The 18,466-nt window shown below is 70.2% G+C and carries 18 protein-coding genes; 15 read left to right on the top strand and 3 right to left on the bottom strand.

All coding sequences use genetic code 11. The annotated features are described in order from the left end of the window. Window positions 1-210: 210 nt before the first annotated feature. Complete coding sequence (locus tag ACIRC0_RS00680) at window positions 211-1,239, top strand: GAF domain-containing protein (RefSeq protein WP_403609408.1); 1,029 nt, start codon at window positions 211-213, stop codon at window positions 1,237-1,239. 214 nt (window positions 1,240-1,453) lie between these two features. Here the strand turns inward: ACIRC0_RS00680 and ACIRC0_RS00675 are convergent, their stop codons facing one another. Then, window positions 1,454-3,085: an acyl-CoA synthetase gene (locus tag ACIRC0_RS00675; RefSeq protein WP_403609404.1), complete on the bottom strand. Its 1,632-nt coding sequence runs from the start codon at window positions 3,083-3,085 to the stop codon at window positions 1,454-1,456. Window positions 3,086-3,273: 188 nt separating this feature from the next. Between ACIRC0_RS00675 and ACIRC0_RS00670 the strand changes: the two genes are divergently transcribed. The 13 genes from ACIRC0_RS00670 (at window position 3,274) to ACIRC0_RS00610 (ending at window position 13,243) form a co-directional block, all read left to right on the top strand. Continuing rightward, complete coding sequence (locus tag ACIRC0_RS00670) at window positions 3,274-4,074, top strand: crotonase/enoyl-CoA hydratase family protein (RefSeq protein ID WP_403609401.1); 801 nt, start codon at window positions 3,274-3,276, stop codon at window positions 4,072-4,074. A gap of 21 nt (window positions 4,075-4,095) precedes the next feature. Beyond that, complete coding sequence (locus tag ACIRC0_RS00665; RefSeq protein ID WP_403609399.1) at window positions 4,096-5,037, top strand: Zn-ribbon domain-containing OB-fold protein; 942 nt, start codon at window positions 4,096-4,098, stop codon at window positions 5,035-5,037. Continuing rightward, entirely contained in the window at window positions 5,034-6,083 is a 1,050-nt protein-coding gene (locus ACIRC0_RS00660) for a thiolase domain-containing protein (RefSeq protein WP_403609396.1), read from the top strand. The genes ACIRC0_RS00665 and ACIRC0_RS00660 overlap by 4 nt, the downstream gene beginning before the upstream one ends. After that, entirely contained in the window at window positions 6,080-7,246 is a 1,167-nt protein-coding gene (locus ACIRC0_RS00655) for a thiolase domain-containing protein (protein WP_403609394.1), read from the top strand. Before ACIRC0_RS00660 ends, ACIRC0_RS00655 begins: the two co-directional genes overlap by 4 nt. A gap of 83 nt (window positions 7,247-7,329) precedes the next feature. Beyond that, window positions 7,330-7,572 (top strand): DUF397 domain-containing protein, encoded by a 243-nt coding sequence (locus tag ACIRC0_RS00650; protein ID WP_200419588.1) that lies wholly within the window; start codon window positions 7,330-7,332, stop codon window positions 7,570-7,572. 136 nt (window positions 7,573-7,708) lie between these two features. Continuing rightward, window positions 7,709-8,617, top strand: a complete 909-nt coding sequence (locus ACIRC0_RS00645) for a universal stress protein (protein ID WP_403609390.1) — start codon at window positions 7,709-7,711, stop codon at window positions 8,615-8,617. Between the two features lie 64 nt (window positions 8,618-8,681). Then, window positions 8,682-8,957 carry a nuclear transport factor 2 family protein gene (locus ACIRC0_RS00640; protein ID WP_403609387.1) on the top strand — a complete coding sequence of 92 codons (276 nt, stop codon included), beginning with the start codon at window positions 8,682-8,684 and terminating at the stop codon, window positions 8,955-8,957. Window positions 8,958-9,283: 326 nt separating this feature from the next. Then, window positions 9,284-9,535, top strand: coding sequence for a hypothetical protein (locus ACIRC0_RS00635; protein ID WP_403609384.1), 252 nt, complete (start codon window positions 9,284-9,286; stop codon window positions 9,533-9,535). Next, complete coding sequence (locus ACIRC0_RS00630) at window positions 9,535-10,782, top strand: putative T7SS-secreted protein (RefSeq protein ID WP_403609381.1); 1,248 nt, start codon at window positions 9,535-9,537, stop codon at window positions 10,780-10,782. Before ACIRC0_RS00635 ends, ACIRC0_RS00630 begins: the two co-directional genes overlap by 1 nt. Then, window positions 10,779-11,282, top strand: a complete 504-nt coding sequence (locus ACIRC0_RS00625) for a hypothetical protein (protein ID WP_403609379.1) — start codon at window positions 10,779-10,781, stop codon at window positions 11,280-11,282. The genes ACIRC0_RS00630 and ACIRC0_RS00625 overlap by 4 nt, the downstream gene beginning before the upstream one ends. Before the next feature lie 358 nt (window positions 11,283-11,640). Then, window positions 11,641-12,135, top strand: a complete 495-nt coding sequence (locus ACIRC0_RS00620) for a GNAT family N-acetyltransferase (RefSeq protein ID WP_403609377.1) — start codon at window positions 11,641-11,643, stop codon at window positions 12,133-12,135. A 269-nt stretch (window positions 12,136-12,404) separates the two neighbouring features. Beyond that, on the top strand, window positions 12,405-12,593 hold the full coding sequence (locus tag ACIRC0_RS00615; protein ID WP_403609375.1) for a hypothetical protein: 189 nt from the start codon (window positions 12,405-12,407) through the stop codon (window positions 12,591-12,593). Window positions 12,594-12,745: 152 nt separating this feature from the next. Continuing rightward, the gene (locus ACIRC0_RS00610; RefSeq protein ID WP_103844891.1) at window positions 12,746-13,243 is read left to right on the top strand and encodes a hypothetical protein; all 498 of its coding nucleotides are present in this window, start codon (window positions 12,746-12,748) and stop codon (window positions 13,241-13,243) included. 58 nt (window positions 13,244-13,301) lie between these two features. Here ACIRC0_RS00610 and ACIRC0_RS00605 read toward each other — a convergent pair whose 3' ends face one another. Together ACIRC0_RS00605 and ACIRC0_RS00600 are read right to left on the bottom strand one after the other, a co-directional pair. Then, window positions 13,302-15,278, bottom strand: coding sequence for an N-acetylmuramoyl-L-alanine amidase (locus ACIRC0_RS00605; RefSeq protein ID WP_403609372.1), 1,977 nt, complete (start codon window positions 15,276-15,278; stop codon window positions 13,302-13,304). Window positions 15,279-15,563: 285 nt separating this feature from the next. Next, window positions 15,564-16,703, bottom strand: a complete 1,140-nt coding sequence (locus ACIRC0_RS00600) for an aminoglycoside phosphotransferase family protein (RefSeq protein ID WP_403609369.1) — start codon at window positions 16,701-16,703, stop codon at window positions 15,564-15,566. Window positions 16,704-16,937: 234 nt separating this feature from the next. On the opposite strand from ACIRC0_RS00600, the gene ACIRC0_RS00595 reads away from it, so the two are divergent. Then, the gene (locus tag ACIRC0_RS00595) at window positions 16,938-18,437 is read left to right on the top strand and encodes a hypothetical protein (RefSeq protein ID WP_403609366.1); all 1,500 of its coding nucleotides are present in this window, start codon (window positions 16,938-16,940) and stop codon (window positions 18,435-18,437) included. Window positions 18,438-18,466: the final 29 nt, after the last annotated feature.

Raw genomic sequence — 18,466 nt, 5'->3', positions numbered from 1 at the left:
CGGGAAGTGATCGCCGTAGGTTGAAACCTGGAAATATTTGGACAGAATCCCGGTTTGGGTATCTGCACGCCCCCGCGCGGGCCCGGTGGTCGCGGAGGCGGTCCGATCAAGTCTCGCGGGCCCGCGAGGCGTTGTGCGTGAGTCAAGTGATACGGAAATCAGCGGGTGGGGCGATCCGCGGAAGCCCGGATTCTGCTTTCATCTGATCCCATGGATCCCCTCTCTCCTGACCAGGCCCGGCTCGCGGGTGAGCAACGGAAGCTACGACTGCAGGTTCTCGGCCTCAACACCGTCGAGGCGGAGGCCACGTTCGACCGTGTCGCGCGGCTGGCGGCCAGTTTCACCCAGTCACCTCTGGCCATGGTCAACTTCATCAACGACGAGCGGCAGATGTTCCGCGGCATGTACGTGCCCACCGCGTCGCCCGACGACAAGGTGAACCCCGACGGCGGTGGGATCGCCTTCGACCTCAGCAACCTCTCCCGGGAGGCCCCCGGCGACTACGGCTTCTGCCCCCATGTGGTGGCCCAGGGGTCCCAACTGGCCCTGGACGACGTCTTCGACTACCCCCGCTTCAAGGGCAACCCCCTCGTCAACGACCTGGGCGTGCGCTCCTATCTCGGCACCCCGCTGCGCGACAACACGGGCATGATCCTCGGCACCGTGTGCGTCGCCGACTTCAAGCCCCGCGCCTGGGACCGCGGTCTGCGCGAGGGCATGCAGGAACTCAGCCAGACCCTGCTGTCCGACTTCAAACTGCGGGACAGCCTGCTGGCCCAGCAGCAGGAGCTGTTCGCCGTCTTCGACGGCGCACCCTTCCCCATCATGCTCACCGAGGGCCCCAACCACCTGCTGCGCTACGCCAACGGCAAGCAGGGCGCCGCCTTCGGCATGGTTCCCCAGTTCAGCCCCGGCCGGATGGTGCTGCCCGGCCTGGAGGCCATAGGCGTCTTCAACGCGATGGACGACGCCTACCGCACCGGGCAGGCCACCACGTTGTCCCAGGTCTCCCTCACCACGTACGACGATCCACGGCCGCAGGAGTTCAACTTCCTGTGCACACCGGTGCGTACGTCGCCCGGGGCGCCGATCAGCGGTGTCCTGACGGTGGCCATGCAGAGCACCGGACAGAGCTACCCCGGCTCCGAGCAGCAGGCCTTCGCGGCCAACGTCCAGGAGCGCTTCGAGCGGCTCGGCGCGATGCCGGACCACCGGGAGAGCGCCGTCTACCGCACCTGACCACCCTCTGCGCCGATCGCCCAGGGCTCGGGTTCCTGAACTGCCCGAGCCCTGACGGCCGGGGCCTCGCGACAGCGCGCTGGGTGGAGACCGGTTCGGTCCCGGCCGAACCCGGCGCCACACCGGAGACATGGCTGCGACGCACGTGAACTCCCGAACCACAGTCCCGGCAAGGGGCCCGGTGAGAAGGAAGTAAGAGGCCCCCGCCCCCCGGTCACCGGTGGCCGGAGCGGTCCGCCGCCACCGCCACCTCCCTGGCCCAGCGGTAGTCCGCCTTGCCGCTCGGCGAGCGCCGGATGACCTCCGTGACGACCAGCTGGCGCGGGATCTTGTAGCCCGCGAGCCGCGTCCGGCAGTGGGCCTGGATGTCCTCCAGGGAGGGATGTGCCGCGCCCCGGCGCACCTGCACCACCGCCGCCACATGGTTGCCCCACGTCGCGTCCGGCACCCCGGCCACCAGTGCGTCGTACACGTCCGGATGCGACTTGAGCGCCTGCTCGACCTCCTCCGGGTACACCTTCTCGCCGCCGGTGTTGATGCACTGCGAGCCACGCCCCAGGACGGTGACGACGCCCTCCTCGTCGACCGTCGCCATGTCGCCGAGCAGCACCCAGCGCTCGCCGTCCTTCTCGAAGAACGTCTCCGCCGTTTTCCCCGGGTCGTTGTAGTACCCGAGCGGTACGTGGCCGCACTGCGCGATGCGGCCCACCTGGCCGGCCGGCACCGGCTCGTGGGTGACCGGGTCCACGACCCGCGTACGGGAGTTGACCCGGATGCGGAAACCCCGGTCCGGGCCGGAATCGGCGGTCGCGGTGCCGTTGAAACCGGACTCCGAGGACCCGAAGTTGTTCAGCAGCAGGGCGTTCGGGACGAGCGCCTGGAACTGCGCGCGGACGGTCTCCGACATGATGGCCCCGGATGACGACACGCTGAACAGGGACGAGCAGTCGGTGCCCTTCATCGGCCCGCTCAACGCGTCGATCAGCGGCCGCAGCATCGCGTCGCCCACCAGTGACACGCTGGTGACCTTCTCCTTCTCGATCGTCCGCAGCACTTCCTCCGGCACGAACTTGCGGTGCAGTACCACCCGCTGGCCGAAGTGGAACCCGATGAACGCCGTGAGGGTGGACGTGCCGTGCATCAGCGGGGGAGTGGGGAAGAACGTGATGCCGTCGCCGCCGGCCGCGACCCGCTCGGCCAGCTCCTCCGGCTTGCCGACCGGCTCGCCGGTCGGGGCGCCGCCGCCCAGGCCGGAGAAGAACAGGTCCTCCTGCCGCCACATCACGCCCTTCGGCATGCCGGTCGTGCCGCCGGTGTAGATGATGAACTGGTCGTCGCCCGAGCGGGCCGGGAAGCCCCGCTCGGGCGACCCGGCGGCCTCGGCGCCGGCGAAGTCCACCGCGGGCAGCGCGACCGCCTCCGGCGCGGGCGTGCCCACCCGCACCAGGTGCCGCAGCCTCTGCGCCCCGGGCAGCGCCGCCGCGACCCGGTCGGTGAACTCCGCGTCGAAGACCAGCGCCACCAGGTCCGCGTCCCGGTAGAGGTACGCCAACTCCTCCTCCACGTACCGGTAGTTGACGTTGACCGGCACGATCCGGGCCTTGAGGCAGCCCAGCACCGTCTGCAGGTACTCCACGCCGTTGTACAGATGCAGCCCCAGGTGTTCCCCCGGACGTATCCCCGCGTCCAGCAGATGGTGCCCGATGCGGTTGGCGGCCCGGTCCAGCTGCGCGTAGGTGAGACGGCGCTCCGCACCCGTGCCCGGGTGGTCGACGTACACGAGCGCCTCGCGGTCCGCGGCCACGTCGACGACCGACTCGAACAGGTCGGCAAGGTTGTACTCCACCGGTTCCTCCTGAGCTCGGTCCCCACGGCGGCAAGGAACGCGTCCGACGGTTCGCCGGTCATCAGAGCAAAGCCCGGTGCAACTGTGAAGGACCCTCGGCGAAGAAATCTGACTACCTGTCAGAAAACTCTTGTCCTTGCTCCACCCCTCCTGCAAGCTGTTCTCGTTCAGCGGACGGGAGGAAGCGAATGGGCGGGACGGAACACCTCACCGTGCAGCGCGAAGGCGCCACACTGGTGCTCACGCTCAACAGGCCCGAGGCCAGGAACGCGCTCTCGTTGCCGATGCTGGTGGGGCTCTACGACGGGTGGGTCGAGGCAGACGAGGACGACACCGTCCGCTCTATCGTGCTCACCGGCGCCGGCGGCTCCTTCTGCGCGGGGATGGATCTCAAGGCCCTGGCGGGAAAGGGCATGGAAGGGCAGCGGTACCGCGAGCGGCTCGACGCCGACCCCGATCTGCACTGGAAGGCGATGCTGCGCCACCACCGCCCCCGCAAACCGGTGATAGCCGCCGTCGAGGGTCCCTGCGTGGCGGGCGGCACCGAGATCCTCCAGGGCACCGACATCCGCGTGGCGGCCGAGTCCGCGACCTTCGGCCTCTTCGAGGTCCGGCGCGCACTGTTCCCGATCGGCGGCTCCACGGTCCGCCTCCAGCGGCAGATCCCACGCACCCACGCCCTGGAGATGCTGCTCACCGGGCGCCCCTACTCCGCGCACGAGGCCGCCGCCATCGGACTCCTCGGCCATGTCGTGCCCGACGGCACCGCCCTCGCCAAGGCGCTGGAGATCGCCGAACGGATCAACGCCTGCGGGCCGCTGGCGGTCGAGGCCGTCAAGGCGTCCGTGTACGAGACCGCCGAGATGACGGAGACCGAGGGGCTCGCCGCCGAACTCGAGCGAGGCTGGCCCGTCTTCGACACCGCCGACGCCAGGGAAGGCGCCCGCGCCTTCGCGGAGAAACGCCCGCCCGTCTACAAGCGCGCCTGACCACCGAAGGAGTCCGCAAGGATGCCCGGAGTCCTCAAAGCCCCTCTCGTCGTCGAGTTCCCCTTCACCCGCTCCCTCGGCCCCGTCCAGAGCGCCTTCCTCACCGGCCTGCGCGAACGCGTCGTCCTCGGGGTGAGGACCCGCGACGGCCGCACCCTCGTCCCGCCCGTCGAGTACGACCCCGTCACCGCCGAGGAGATCCGCGACCTCGTCGAGGTCGCCCCCACCGGCACGGTCACCACCTGGGCGTGGAACCCCGAGCCCCGCCGCGGTCAGCCCCTTTCCAGCCCCTTCGCCTGGGTGCTGGTGAAGCTCGACGGCGCAGACACCGCCCTGCTGCACGCCCTGGACGCCCCCGGCCCCGAGGCCGTCCGCACCGGCCTGCGGGTCCGCATCCGCTGGGCCGAGGAGCGCTCCGGCGCCATCACGGACATCGCCTGCTTCGAGCCGTACGACGGCGAACCGGCCCGACCGGCAGGCCACGACGGCGAGTTCGAGGACGCGATCACCGGCATCGTCGCCCCCGCCCGGCTCGACTACACCTACTCGCCGGGCCGTGCCCAGTCCGCCTACATAGGCGCCCTCGCCGGACGACGCACCGTCGGCGAGCGCTGCCCGAAGTGCCGCAAGGTGTACGTACCGCCGCGCGGCGCCTGCCCCACCTGTGGTGTCGCCACACAGGAACAGGTCGAGGTGGGTCCTCGCGGTACGGTCACCACTTTCTGCATCGTCAACATCAAGGCGAAGAACCTCGACATCGAGGTGCCGTACGTCTACGCGCACATCGCCCTCGACGGCGCCGACCTCGCGCTGCACGGCCGCATCGGCGGCATCCCCTACGACCGGGTCCGCATGGGACTGCGGGTCGAGCCGGTGTGGACCCAAGGGGCGCGCTACCCCGACCACTACCGGCCCACCGGCGAACCCGACGCCGACTACGACTCGTACAAGGAGCTGCTGTGACCCGCGAGATCGCCGTCGTCGCCTTCGCCCAGACCGCCCACCGGCGCACCAGCGACGAGCTCTCCGAGGTGGAGATGCTCATGCCGGTCCTGCATCAGGTGCTGGAGCGTACCGGCCTGAAGACCGCCGACATCGGCTTCACCTGCTCCGGATCCAGCGACTACCTCGCCGGCCGCGCCTTCTCCTTCACCCTCGCCCTGGACGGAGTGGGCGCCTGGCCGCCGATCTCCGAGTCGCACGTCGAGATGGACGGCGCCTGGGCGCTGTACGAGGCGTGGACGAAGCTGCTCACCGGGGACGCCGACACCGCGCTCGTCTACTCCTACGGCAAGTCCTCGCCCGGCTCCGTACGGGACGTGCTGACCCGGCAGCTCGACCCCTACTACGTCGCCCCCTTGTGGCCCGACTCCGTGGCCCTGGCCGCCCTCCAGGCGCAGGCGCTCATCGACGCGGGCGGGACCGACGAACCGGCGCTGGCCGCCATCGCCGCCCGCAACCGCGCGGCCGCGAGCACCAACTCGCATGCGCAACTGAGGGGTTCGATACCGCAGGGTGACTACCTCGTACGGCCGTTGCGCGCCGGGGACTGCCCGCCGATCGGTGACGGAGCCGCCGCGGTGATCCTCGCGACGGGGGAGCGGGCCCGGGAGCTGTGCGCACGGCCCGCCTGGATCCGGGGCATCGACCACCGTATCGAGGCGCACGGGCTCGGCGTGCGCGACCTGACGGACTCGCCGTCCACGCGACTCGCCGCCGAGAAGGCAGGCGCCTTCGAACGGGCTGTCGACACCGCCGAGTTGCACGCCCCGTTCACCTCCCAGGAGGTGATCCTGCGCAAGGCGCTCCGCCTCGACGACAGCGTCACGGTCAACCCCTCGGGCGGCGCCCTCGCCGCCCACCCGATCATGGCCGCCGGGCTCATCCGCGTCGGCGAGGCCGCCGCCCGCATCCACCGCGGCGAGTCCGACCGCGCCCTGGCCCACGCCACCTCCGGACCGTGTCTGCAACAGAACCTGGTCGCCGTACTCGAAGGGGATCCCCGATGAGCAAGGAACCCGTGGCCGTCGTAGGGATCGGCCAGACCAGGCACGTGGCGGCGCGCCGGGACGTGTCGATCGCCGGCCTGGTGCGGGAGGCCGCCGGACGTGCCCTGGAGGACGCCGAGTTGACGTGGGCGGACATCGAGGCCGTCGTCATCGGGAAAGCGCCCGACTTCTTCGAGGGCGTGATGATGCCGGAGCTCTACCTCGCCGACGCCCTCGGCGCCGTGGGCAAACCCGTGCTGCGGGTGCACACGGCCGGTTCGGTCGGCGGCTCCACCGCGCTCGTCGCCGCCAACCTGGTCGCGGCCCGTGTCCACCGCACCGTGCTGACCCTGGCCTTCGAGAAGCAGTCCGAGTCCAACGCCATGTGGGGCCTGTCGCTCCCGATCCCCTTCCAGCAGCCGCTGCTGGCCGGCGCGGGCGGCTTCTTCGCGCCGCACGTACGGGCGTACATGCGGCGCAGCGGCGCCCCGGACACCATCGGCTCGCTGGTCGCGTACAAGGACCGGCGCAACGCGCTCAAGAACCCGTACGCGCACCTGCACGAGCACGACATCACGCTCGAGAAGGTGCAGTGCTCGCCCATGCTGTGGGACCCCATCCGCTACTCCGAGACCTGCCCCTCCTCCGACGGCGCCTGCGCGATGGTGCTCACCGACCGTGCGGGGGCGGCCCGTTCGCCCCGCCCGCCCGCGTGGATGCTCGGCGGCGCCATGCGCAGCGAACCGACCCTCTTCGCGGGCAAGGACTTCGTGTCACCCCGGGCCGGAAAGGACTGCGCCGCCGATGTCTACCGGCAGGCCGGCATCGCCGACCCGCGCCGGGACATCGACGCGGCCGAGATCTACGTGCCGTTCTCCTGGTACGAACCGATGTGGCTGGAGAACCTCGGCTTCGCCGACCAGGGCGAGGGCTGGAAGCTCACCGAGGCCGGGGTGACCGAACTAGACGGAGACCTCCCCGTCAACATGTCGGGCGGGGTGCTGTCCACCAACCCCATCGGCGCCTCCGGGATGATCCGCTTCGCGGAGGCGGCGCTCCAGGTGCGCGGACAGGCCGGGGAACACCAGGTGGACGGGGCCCGCCGGGTGCTCGGGCACGCCTACGGCGGCGGGTCGCAGTTCTTCTCCATGTGGCTGGTCGGCGACCGGCCGCCGAGCTCCTGAACGCATCCTCCTCACGTGCCCTGTCGGCCGTGCGATGCGATCGCTAGGCTGGCCGCGGACGACGAACCGGGAGGAGCACGGACGTGGCCGAGAGCACCATCCAGCAGCACCCGCCGACGGGCTGGGACAAGCCGGAGCTGGACCTCAGCACCGCCGAGTGGCAGTCCAGCAGCCGAGGGCTCGGGGATGTCCAGATCGCCTTCGTGGAGGGCTTCATCGCGATGCGCAACAGCGGCCGCCCCGAGAGCCCTTCCCTGATCTTCACCCCCGCAGAGTGGGGTGCTTTCGTGTCGGGAGCACGGGAGGGGGAGTTCGACCTCACCTGAGTCCTCACCCGCCGAGTCCTCGCCCGCTGCCGAATCTCCGGACACGCGGCCGGTGAACCCGCCCCGGGGCCGCCCTCTGCGTCAGGCTGAGCTCTGAGAGCTCCGAACACAGCCGCGTCCCGGAGGCGAGGATTCCATGAGCACCGAGCCGGTCATGGCGGCCGTCGACGGATCGGACGACAGTCTGCGCGCCCTGGACTGGGCACTGACCGCCGCACGGCTGCGCGCGGCGCCGCTGCGCGTGGTCCATGTGCGGCAGTTCGGGCCCTGGGCCCAGCCCGGCGCCCTGGTCGCCGGACCCCCGGCGCCGGCCGAGGACCCGGTGCTCGAGGAGGTAAGGGCGCGTCTGGACGACAGGACCGACCGTCCGGTCACCGATTACCTGGCGGTGGACGGCTTCCCGGCCGCGGCCCTGCCGGAACTCGGAGCCGACGCCCAGCTGATGGTGCTCGGCTCACGGGGCCGCGGCGGCTTCGCCGCCCTGTTGCTCGGCTCCACGAGCCTGGCCGCCGCACGCGACAGCGCCTGCCCGGTGGTCGTGGTGCCGCGCCCCGGCCGCGAGGTGCACGAAGGGCCGCCCGTCGCGCCCGGTCGGCGTGTGGTCGTCGGTCTGCACGTCGACAGCCCCGCCGAGGCCACGCTTGCCTTCGCGTTCGCGGAGGCGGCCCGCCGCGACGCCCGGCTGCACGTGATCGCCACCCACCCCTGGCCGCCGTTGGAGACCTGGCCGGCGCCCGGCGAACTCATGCCTCCGGCCGTCGACGAGAACGCCGTCGAGGACGAGATCCGGACCCTGGCCGCGGGCCTCCTGGGCCCCCACCACGCACAGCACCCGGACGTGCCGGCCGACCTCTTCACGCCCCCCGGCGACGCGGCGGGCCACCTCGTCGCGGCGTCGCGCGGCGCCGAACTGGTCGTGGTGGGCCGCCACCGCCGCCGCCTCCTCGCTCCCGCCCGCATGCTCGGCTCGGTGACCCAGGCGGTCCTGCTGCACGCGGCGTGCCCCGTCGCGGTGATCCCACCCGACGTGGAGCCGACCGGATGAACCGGGCGAACACGCCGCGACCGAGCCAGCCCGATGGCATGATCATGCTGGAGGTGGACAGGCCATGGCACTGAACGCCGACGACCGGACGGCCGTCACCGAGTTGCTCTCCCTGCACGGGCACCTGTTCGACGCCGGTGAGCTGGACCGGCTCGACGAACTGTTCACCGACGACGCCGTCTACGACGTCACCGACTTCGGCCAGGAGCCGCTGGCCGGCATCGCCGCCATCCGCGAGGCATCCGTCAAGCTCTGCTCACGCGGTAATCGCTGCGTGCTCGCAGGGGCAGATGGAGCATCCCGTACACCCTGGCCCTCATTGCTCGCCATGCATCGTTGACAGACCGAGCACCGACGGCACCAGTCCCCCCCAGCAGCGACACGCGGCGGCCAAAACACGCTCAGCCCTTCTCGGTGAACGGAGTTGTGCCTACCAAAGGCACACGTGTGGAAAGCGGACGGTGTCTCACGTCAGACCCTCCCTTTCCGACCCATCGGATCCGCTGCCAGGCTCCTCCCTCGATTACGGTCCTTGATGGGTTCATGCCGGGCGAATCAGTTCAGGCACTGAGCATTGGGAGGGCGTTGAGCATGCCGGATGGGTTCTCCGTGGACCTAAACGCGCTACGCAAGGCAGCATCCGGGATCAGTGCCACTCTGGACGCGATGGCCACCAAGAAGGTGAGCGACATCGATGCACCCAAGGACGCCTTTGGACACGAGGAACTGGCCGCAGCAATCGCCGATTTCTGCGATCGGTGGAACGGTGGCGTCTCACACCTGGCCTCTGACGGTGCACAGGTCACCGACCGGCTGAACCACTGCGTCAAGAGCTACGAAGCGGCCGAGCAGCATATCCAAATCTCAGTTCAGGGCATTCTTCAGTCCTCATCCGGAGCAGACCCGGGGGCGTCCTGATGGCCCAGCTCGGAGAGACCTCTGATCCTCGTGAGTTCGTCCCTGGCGCACCGGATAAGCTGACCACGACTGCCCAGTCTCTGCTCGCCTACGGTGATGTACTAATAGAGGCCGGCGAAGGGCTGGCGAAAATCGACACCGAGGATGGCTGGCGTGGCGAAGCCGCCGAAGCCTTCCGCAGTCGGTTCCGTGGGCAGCCGGCCAGGTGGATCGACGCAGGCAACTACTTCCACGCCGCCGCGAACGCACTGTACGACTACATTTACTCCCTGCGCGCAGCCCAGCGGCGCGCAGGCGAGGCCATATCTCAATTCGCGCGCGGCGAGGCGACGACCACAGCTGCCAAGAATGCCCACGCTCAGCAAGTCAGCGAGGCGCGCAGCAGAGGGAACACCGCTGATATCCCTTTTCACGATCCTGGCGAAGCTGATCGCGCTGCCGCCCGTGGGAATCTCGAAACCGCTCGCGGAAATGTGGAAAGCGCGGGGCACACTGCGGCCGCGCTGGTGAAGAGGGCCACAGAGTCCGCCCCGGAGCGCCCGGGATTCTGGTCCGAGGTCGGCAACTTCTTCAGCGATGTGGGCGAAGGGCTGGTGGAAGGAGGCAAGACCGTCGTCAACGACCTTGCCTCCTTCGGAAACGCGATGCTCCAGCATCCGGGTGACAGTGCGGCGATGCTCGGCGGCATGCTCCTGGCCGGGGTGAGCACCGGCGGTGAAGCGCTCGGCGTCGCCCTCGACGCCACAGGCGCCGGTGCCGTCGCTGGAGTACCGCTCAACGCTATCTCCGCTGCCGGGATCGCCACCGGCGTCGGCCTGGCAGGCGCCGGTACCGTGGACCTCACCCAACACGCCACAAGCGACTCCGCGGTCGAACCCCTGCAAATGAACAGCCGAGGGTCCGGCGCGGGCGGCTCCGCACAGCAGGAAGCGTCCGAGCTGATCAAGAACGGTCAGCAGTACAAGGGCACCGGTGGTCGCGGTGGGAACAATCTGCCGGTGGAGAACGGTCCGAAAAACGGAACCCTCTACAAGACCGATCCGCAGACCGGAAAAGTAACCAACTATACGACTTACGACTCCGAAGGCCGTGCGGTGAAGCGGGTGGACTTGGAGGGACGCGCGCATGGCGGAGTGGAGACCCCGCACGTCGTAGAGTACGTGCGTAATACCAATCCGAAGACCGGTGAAGTCTTCGTGCGCCCATCGAAGGACGTGCGCGCCGCGTTCCCCTGGGAGATCCCGTGAGCACCAGTAAGCCGTCGTGGTCCGAGCGTGAGCTGCCGGCGTTCTTCAGACGATGGCGCACCGACTGGAAGGACGAGGAGCTCTCCCCGGAGAACTACCTCGACTTCGAGGGCGGCCTGCGCTTCGTCCTGGCCGCGGCCTGGCTGTTTTGCCCGGAGACGGTCGAGTACCGCGGCTGCGTGTTCCTCAAGGAGCGCTTCCGCCAGGACACTGTCGACGACTGGTTCACGAAGCTGAGTGGCGAGCGGCAACGTATCGAAGCTGTCGCCAACCACGTCGAGTTGTGGGCCACTTTCGGCAACACCCCCTTGACGGATGACGATCAGCTCGGGGAAGAACTGCCTCAACTCGCGCTGGCTCTGGGGGAGTGCTGGCAGGGGGTCCTGTCCGCACGCTATCCGGATCGGGAGATCACGGTGGAAGTGAGCGACGAGGAGGACGGCTCCTACGGGCCGACTGTGACCTTCTGGACATCTCCTGCCATCTCGGACTTCGGCTAGTGCTTTAGGTCCTTCCTCTCGCGAGCTGCACAGTCTGAGCAAGTGAGCTCACGCCTGGACGGAGTTGAACCGGGGCTCCGTGGCCCGCCGCCGCCAACCTCGTGCTTCCTCATCGGCGTGGAGGTTCTCGACGCTGTCCTGTCCGTCGTAGGCACAGGCGCGTCCTGCGAGCGCAGCCGCAGGCCCGGGTTCGCGTCCGTCGCCGCGTTGGGAGACGCTTCAGGCCACCGTTGCTCATGCAGTAATAGAGGGACAAAGCGTCCGGCTGAGCCGGACCTGGGCTGGAAGGCAACGTTTGCCCCTACGTCAGTTGGTGAGCACCTTGCTACTAGATCGATCCGGTGGGAAGCTCTAGCTCATGTCGATCTTGGTCCGGCCCGCTAAAAGCAGGGACGTGCCCGCTCTTGTCCGTCTACGCGTGGCCAATGCCGAACGGCACATCCAGCTCGCACCCGACATCTATCGGGTTCCCGATGCCGAAGCGGTGCGGAGGCACTTTGAGGAGGCACTCGCTGACGGATCCAAGTTACTGATCTCGGTCGCCGAGGTGGCGGGCGAGGTGGTGGGAATGGCAGAGCTGGTCCTACTGGCAGAGCCCCCGGATCACCAGATCCTGGTGCCCCGTCGCGCGGCCGAGATCCACACCGTGGTCTTGGACGGACATCGTGGCTGCGGCGTGGGGTCAACTTTGGTCGCAGCGGCGGAGCGATCTGCCGCAGATCGCGGTATCTCGATCATCTACGCCGGCATCTTCGCTCCAAACGAGGACGCCGTCGGCTTCTACTCTGCGTCCGGTTTCGGACCACGCGGGATCTTACTGAGCAAGGAGCAAGAGGTTCCCAGTGTCAGTTGATGCCCGAGCTCAGGCTTGATGGGCTGAGGAAACACCAAGCGATGCCAGCGTCGTCCTAAAGCCCGGGCCGCTGCCATCTCCCGGCAGATGCGTTCCTGCCGGTCGACGCCGGTTTGGTCCTCGTCCTTCGTGTGCGAGATGCGGTAGTAGATCGCTGTGGGCTCGCCCGGCGTGATGGTGGCCTTCGGTAACTTCGATCGACTCATGGAAACACTGTATGAGCTGGGACATCCCTCGCCCTCGGCGCGGCGAACCCGGTCGCGCACCACATGACCAACGTCGTCCTCACCGAGATCACCCCCGGGCAGGTGCGCGCCCTGTCCAAGGGCCTCGGTGTCCACGCCGACGGCACCTGCGGAAGCGTGACCTACGACGACACGGTCGCACGCGGCCGGGACGGTTGGCGGATCAGACGGCGCCAAGTGATCGCGCGGCGCGTCCCGCTCGGCGGAGCGTGATCGGCTCGAGCGCACGGCGCGTGATCGGCTCAAGCACGCCGTACATGATCGGCTCAAGTGTGGCGCGCATGATCGGCTGACGCCCGGCGGAGCGTGATCGGCCTCGCCAGGGGGCGGGCCCGGTTTCGCGGTCGGGCACGTACCATGGCGGCATGTCCTTCCTCCGCCGCCGCAGTGCCACCCCCGCCGGGCCCGACTTCGACGTACTGGCCATGGACCCGGGTGACTGGCCGGGCAATCTCGGTGCCGGTCTGCTGCCCGCGCCCGACGGCAGCTGCCAGGGCGTCTTCCTGCGCTACGACCTCTTCGGCGGTCGCGGCCCCGCGATGATCATCGGTAATCTGCCGGAGGGCTCCCCGGCCCGCGACGTCGCCGAGGGCGAGGTCCCCTTCGAGGTGGCCCAGCTCCTGCTCGCGCTGGAGAACGACGAGGAGGTCACCGTCGTCGGCAGCGAGGACATCCCGGTGATGCAGGGTGACAACCTCCTCATCGTGCGCCGCCTCAAGCTCTCCGAGGGCCGGATCTCCTGCGTCCAGTTCGACCGCAGCGACGGCGTCCTGGTGACCATCGCCGCCTGGGACCGCCCCATCACCGACGACCTGTACGCGCTGCTGAAGCCCCTGCCCGCGGAGCTGTTCCAGCAGGGCTGACACGCCCGAAGGCACCGGAGGGCCGGGACCAGCCGTGGTCCCGGCCCTTCCGTTCGCGCTACGACGCCGACGGCACCACCCGCACGTCCGCCGCCCGGACGAACGCCACCCGGTGGCCGAACTGGATCTCGTAGTACAGGTCCTTGCCGGCCACCACCCGGTGCGAGTCCGTGGTGAAGGTTGTCGAGTAGTAGTACTCACCCGGCACCACGCCGCCGATCGGATACCGCTGGCCCGCCGGCAGCCGGTACGGCAGCGGCGAGACCGACTGCACGGGCACCCCCTCCGGGTACGCCTCCTTCTCGGGGTAGGCGCGGCCGTACACCGGGATGTCCGGGAGACCGTCCCTGGGCGTCACCACGAACCCGGACGCGTTCACCGCCGTGGGCTGCTTCCTCGGGTTCCTGAACCAGGCCTTCTGGCCCAGGTACCAGATCGCCGTCCAGTCCCCGTCCCGGTCCGCGACCGCGTACCGCTGGCCCGTGGAGGCCCGCGAGCCGACGTCGTTCACGTCGATCGTCGAGTCGCCGCCCTTGGGGTGGAGGCCGATGTCCTTGATCAGCGGCGCGGACTCGTCCGGCGCGCTGTACAGCCGGACCTCGCTGGAGCCGTGCGCCGCGCAGGGTTCGCCCGCGGTGGTGCAGCCCGTGTACCGCGGTTGGTTCGCCGCGTAGTCCGGCAGGATCGTCACCAGCCCGCCCATCGGCCCGGCCGTGGCGTGCAACGGCCTGCCCAGCAGCTCGAAGTAGTGCCGCCAGTCCCAGTACGGGCCCGGGTCCGTGTGCATCCCCGGGATGTACGACGACGTCGGGCCCGGAACGTTGTCGTGGCCGAGGATGTGCTGGCGGTCCAGCGGGATGCCGTACCTCCCGGCGAGGTACCTCACCAGCCGCGCCGACGAGCGGTACATCGCCTCCGTGTACCAGGCGTCCGGCGAGGCGAGGAACCCCTCGTGCTCGATGCCGACCGACGAGGCGTTGATGTACCAGTTGCCCGCGTGCCAGGCCACGTCCTTCGCCCTCACGTGCTGGGCGATCAGTCCGTCCGTGGAGCGCACGGTGTAGTTCCACGACACATAGGTCGGGTCCTGGATCAGCTTGAGGACGCCCTCCCACTGGCCTTCCGTGTCATGAATGACGATGTACCTGATGCGTTGCGAGCCCGGCCGGTCCGCCAGGTCGTGGTTGCCGTAGTCGTTGTCGCCGAACTGCGCGTACGGTGCCGGGATCCACTCGCAGGACACGCTCCTCGGGCACTCGGTCCCGTCCGCGTCGGCCGCGCGGAGCCCGGCGCGCCCCAGCTGTGCGGTGTCGGGTGCGAGGCCCGGCTCCGCGGCGAGCCCTACGCTCTCACCGGTGTCCGTGGTGCGCTGCTCGCCCTCGCGCAGCACCGCGAAGACGTCGTTCGCGTACGCGGCCGCCGTGGCGGTGTCGTCCGCGCCGGAGAACTCGGCCACCGCCCCGTACCAGTCGGCCGGGTCGGCGCTCAGCGGCTCGCCGAGGTGTTTCTGCGCGGCGGCGAGCAGGGCGGCCCCGCCCGCGATGTTCGCCGCCGGGTCGGTGCGCAGCCGCTCGGCCGGCAGGCCGGTCAGCGTGGCGGCCCGGGTCAGCGTCTTCAGCCGGGCCGGCAGCTGTGCGTCGGCCGGCACCTGCGTGGTGGGCAGCAGCGCGGGACGGGCCTGGTCGCCGCGCGCGTCGTCCGCGGCCTCGCCGTGGTGCGCCGCCTCGGTGGCGATCGCGGTGCGGGCGTCCGTCAGATGCATGGGGCCGTAACCGCCCGCGACGCTCGGCGCGCCGCCGTGCGTGTCCCAGCGGGACTGGAGGTAGGAGACGCCGAGCAGCACGCTCCGCGGTACGTGGTACTGGGCGGACGCGGCGGCGAACGCGCTCTGCAGGCCGGCAGGGGTGTCCTGCCCGGGGGCCGGGGCGGCGCCCAGCAGCGGCAGCAGCAGTGCCGCCGAGGCGACGGCGCCCGCGGTTCGGGAGGTGCGTCTGTGCCCGGCGGGGGCATGGGGGCCGGTGGTGGATCCTCGCAATGCAGCCTCCTGGGACGGTCGGGCGCTCTGGGGCGTGCGGGGCCGAACGTCCGTCAGTGGTACTCGGTGACCGACGATCCGTCAATCATGCCTGCACGCAGGTGAATTCCCACGTCAGCAGCGGTTGCCGGGAGTTTCGCCGCGGCGGTGACAGGGCCTGCGGAGCGTCACTGGCGTGGACCAATGAGCCGAACGGCGGGCCGCCGAAGGGGCCCTGGCCGGCCGGACACGACGAAGGTCCGCGGTGCGCCACCTTCGTGAGCGCTCCGCGGACCTACGTCCCCGTCAGCGAGTGCCGACCGCCGCTCGTACGGCCCGCCGGGCCATCTGGCAGTCGTCGTGCAGCCGCCGCAGCAGCAGCCGCTGCTCCTCGCCGGAAGGCGCAGCGCCCGGGTGGGCCACTCCCGGTGCCGCCGGGGTCGTGTCGTGCATCGAACGCTGCACGGCCGTCTCGTACGTGCGGATCTCGCGGGTGAGGACGAGCATCAGGTTCACCAGGAAGGCGTCGCGCGAGGCCGGTCCCGCCGACTGCGCGATCTGGCTGATCTGACGCCGCGCCACGGGGGCGTCGCCGAGTACGGCCCACAGCGTCGCCAGGTCGTACCCGGGCAGGTACCAGCCCGCGTGCTCCCAGTCCAGCAGCACCGGGCCAGCCGGCGAGAGCAGGACGTTCGACAGCAGGGCGTCGCCGTGGCAGAACTGGCCCATGCCCTGCCGGCCCGCCGCGTGGGCGATGCCGTGCAGCAGCTTCTGCAGATCGCCCATGTCCCGGTCCGTGAGCAGCCCCAGATCGTGGAAGCGCGAGATCCGCTCCGCGTAGTCCAGCGGGGCGCCGAACGTGCCCGCCGGGGGACGCCACGCGTTCAGCCGGCAGATCGCGCCCAGGGCCGCCCGGATGTCCGCGCGCGGCGGCGCCTCCACCGGATGCCGCTGCAGCGCGGCCACCCGGCCGGGCATCCGCTCGATGACCAGGGTGCAGTTGTCAGGGTCCGCCGCGATCAGTCGAGGCGCCCGCACCGGAGGGCGGTGCCGGACGAACGACCGGTACGCCGCTATTTCGTGCCTGAAGCGCTCGGACCAGATGGGGGAGTGGTCCAGTAAACACTTGGCCACGGCCGTACTGCGCCCCGTCGTGCCGACGAGGAGCACGGAGCGCCCGCTGCGGCGCAGCACCTGCACCGGGGTGAACTCCGGGCAGATGCGGTGCACCGAGGCGATCGCCGTGCGCAGTTGCGCGCCCTGGGGGCCGGACAAGTCGATTCTCCCGCTGAGCGGCTGGGTGCCGACGCCCGGAACGCGCCGCGTCCTGTCGGCACCGAGCACGGGGGCCGCCGGTCGCGCGGGCTCGAGGTAGGGGCCGCCGGCGCCCGGGCGGGGGCGCAGCGGCCGGGTCGGGGCGGACACGGAGGACGATGCTGCGTACATAGGTGAGACAGATCCCTTCGTGTGCCTGCGAATTCCGCGCCCACCCGGCCCGGCCGCCGCCGGCGCACCCTGGGGAATGTCCCTGCGGCGACCGGGTCGGGGTGGCGCGTTCCTACCTGACACCCGATGGGCCGTGGCACACCATCTGGCGCACCCTGGCGAACCCTGGCGAATAGTCCCGCTGCAACTGACAGCGGGCTACTGTCAACTCAGCCGAGAACCTGGGGGCTTGATGTGAGCGGACAACCCAACACCCGCCTCGCGGACCTGTTCGGCCTGGCCGGCTGGTCCAAGGGCGAACTCGCGAGGATGGTCAACCGGAAGGCGGCGGCCATGGGCCACCCCCAGCTGGCGACCGACACCTCCCGGGTGCGGCGTTGGATCGACATGGGAGAGATCCCGCGCGATCCCGTGCCTCGGGTGCTGGCGGCGCTGTTCACCGAGCGACTCGGCCGTGTCGTGACCATCGAGGACCTCGGTCTGGTCCGGCACGGGCGCGCGGGGAGACGGCGTGACGAAGGGAGTGCGAAGCACCCCGACGGAGTGCCATGGGCGCCCGAGCGGACGGCTGCGGTCCTCACCGAATTCACGGGAATGGACCTCATGCTCAACCGACGCGGCTTGGTGGGCGCGGGCGCCGCGCTCGCCGCAGGATCCGCACTCAGCAGCGCCATGCACGACTGGCTGCGCACCGATCCGGCCCTGGCGGCCGACGCCCCCCGCTACGACGACCCCCTGCACGCCGACCTCGCCGGGTTCGACCGATACGAGGCCGCCCCCATCGGGTCGCAGGAGGTCGAGGAGCTGGAGCGCTCGGTGGAGGTGTTCCGGGCCTGGGACGCGGCCCGCGGCGGCGGCCTGCAGCGCAAGGCGGTCGTGGGACAGCTCAACGAGGTGGGAGGCATGCTCGCCTACCGCCACCCCGACCATCTGCAGCGCCGCCTGTGGGGCGTCGCCGCCAACCTCGCGGTTCTCGCGGGCTGGATGTCGCACGACATCGGCCTGGAGCCCACGGCACAGAAGTACTTCGTCATCGCCGCGCACGCGGCCCGCGAGGGCGGCGACCGGCCCCGCGCCGGGGAGGCGCTCTCGCGCGCCGCCCGGCAGATGGTGCACCTCGGCCGTCCCGACGACGCCCTGGACCTGATGCAGCTCGCAAGGTCGGGCTCCGGCGACGAGGTGCTGCCGCGCACCAAGGCCATGCTCTGCACCATCGAGGCCTGGGCGCAGGCGTCGATGGGCAAGGGACAGGCCATGCGGCGCACCCTCGGCGAGGCGGAGGACCTGTTCGTCTCCGACAAGGGGGACGTGCCCCCGCCGAGCTGGATGCAGATGTTCGACGAGGCGGACCTGCACGGCATGCAGGCCCTGGCCTACCGCACCCTCGCCGAACACGAGCCCGGCGCTGCCCTCATCGCGCAGCGCCACGCCAAGGAGGCGCTGGAGCTGCGCGGAGCCGGCCGGGACCGGTCGAAGATCTTCGACCACATCTCCATGGCGTCCGCCTGCTTCATCGCCGACGACCCCGAACAGGCCGACCGCTACGCCCGCCTGGCCCTGACGTCCATGGGGGCCAACTCCTCCCAGCGCACCTGGGACCGGCTGCGTGAGATGTACCGGCTCACCGCGCAGTACTCGAGCTATCCGAAGGTCCAGGACCTGCGTGAGGAGATCGAACAGGCGCTCCCGAAGAGCGTGTCCAAGCCGAGGGGTGGCAACTGGGCGCAGGCATAGGGGGCCTGTACGTCCGTGCCGAGAACAGG

The organism is Streptomyces sp. NPDC093984 (assembly GCF_044764595.1).
GTDB classification, from domain to species: Bacteria; Actinomycetota; Actinomycetes; order Streptomycetales; family Streptomycetaceae; genus Streptomyces; species Streptomyces cynarae.
The sequence above is the reverse complement of the archived record's forward strand: the minus strand, read 5'-3'. Positions and strand labels throughout refer to the sequence as shown.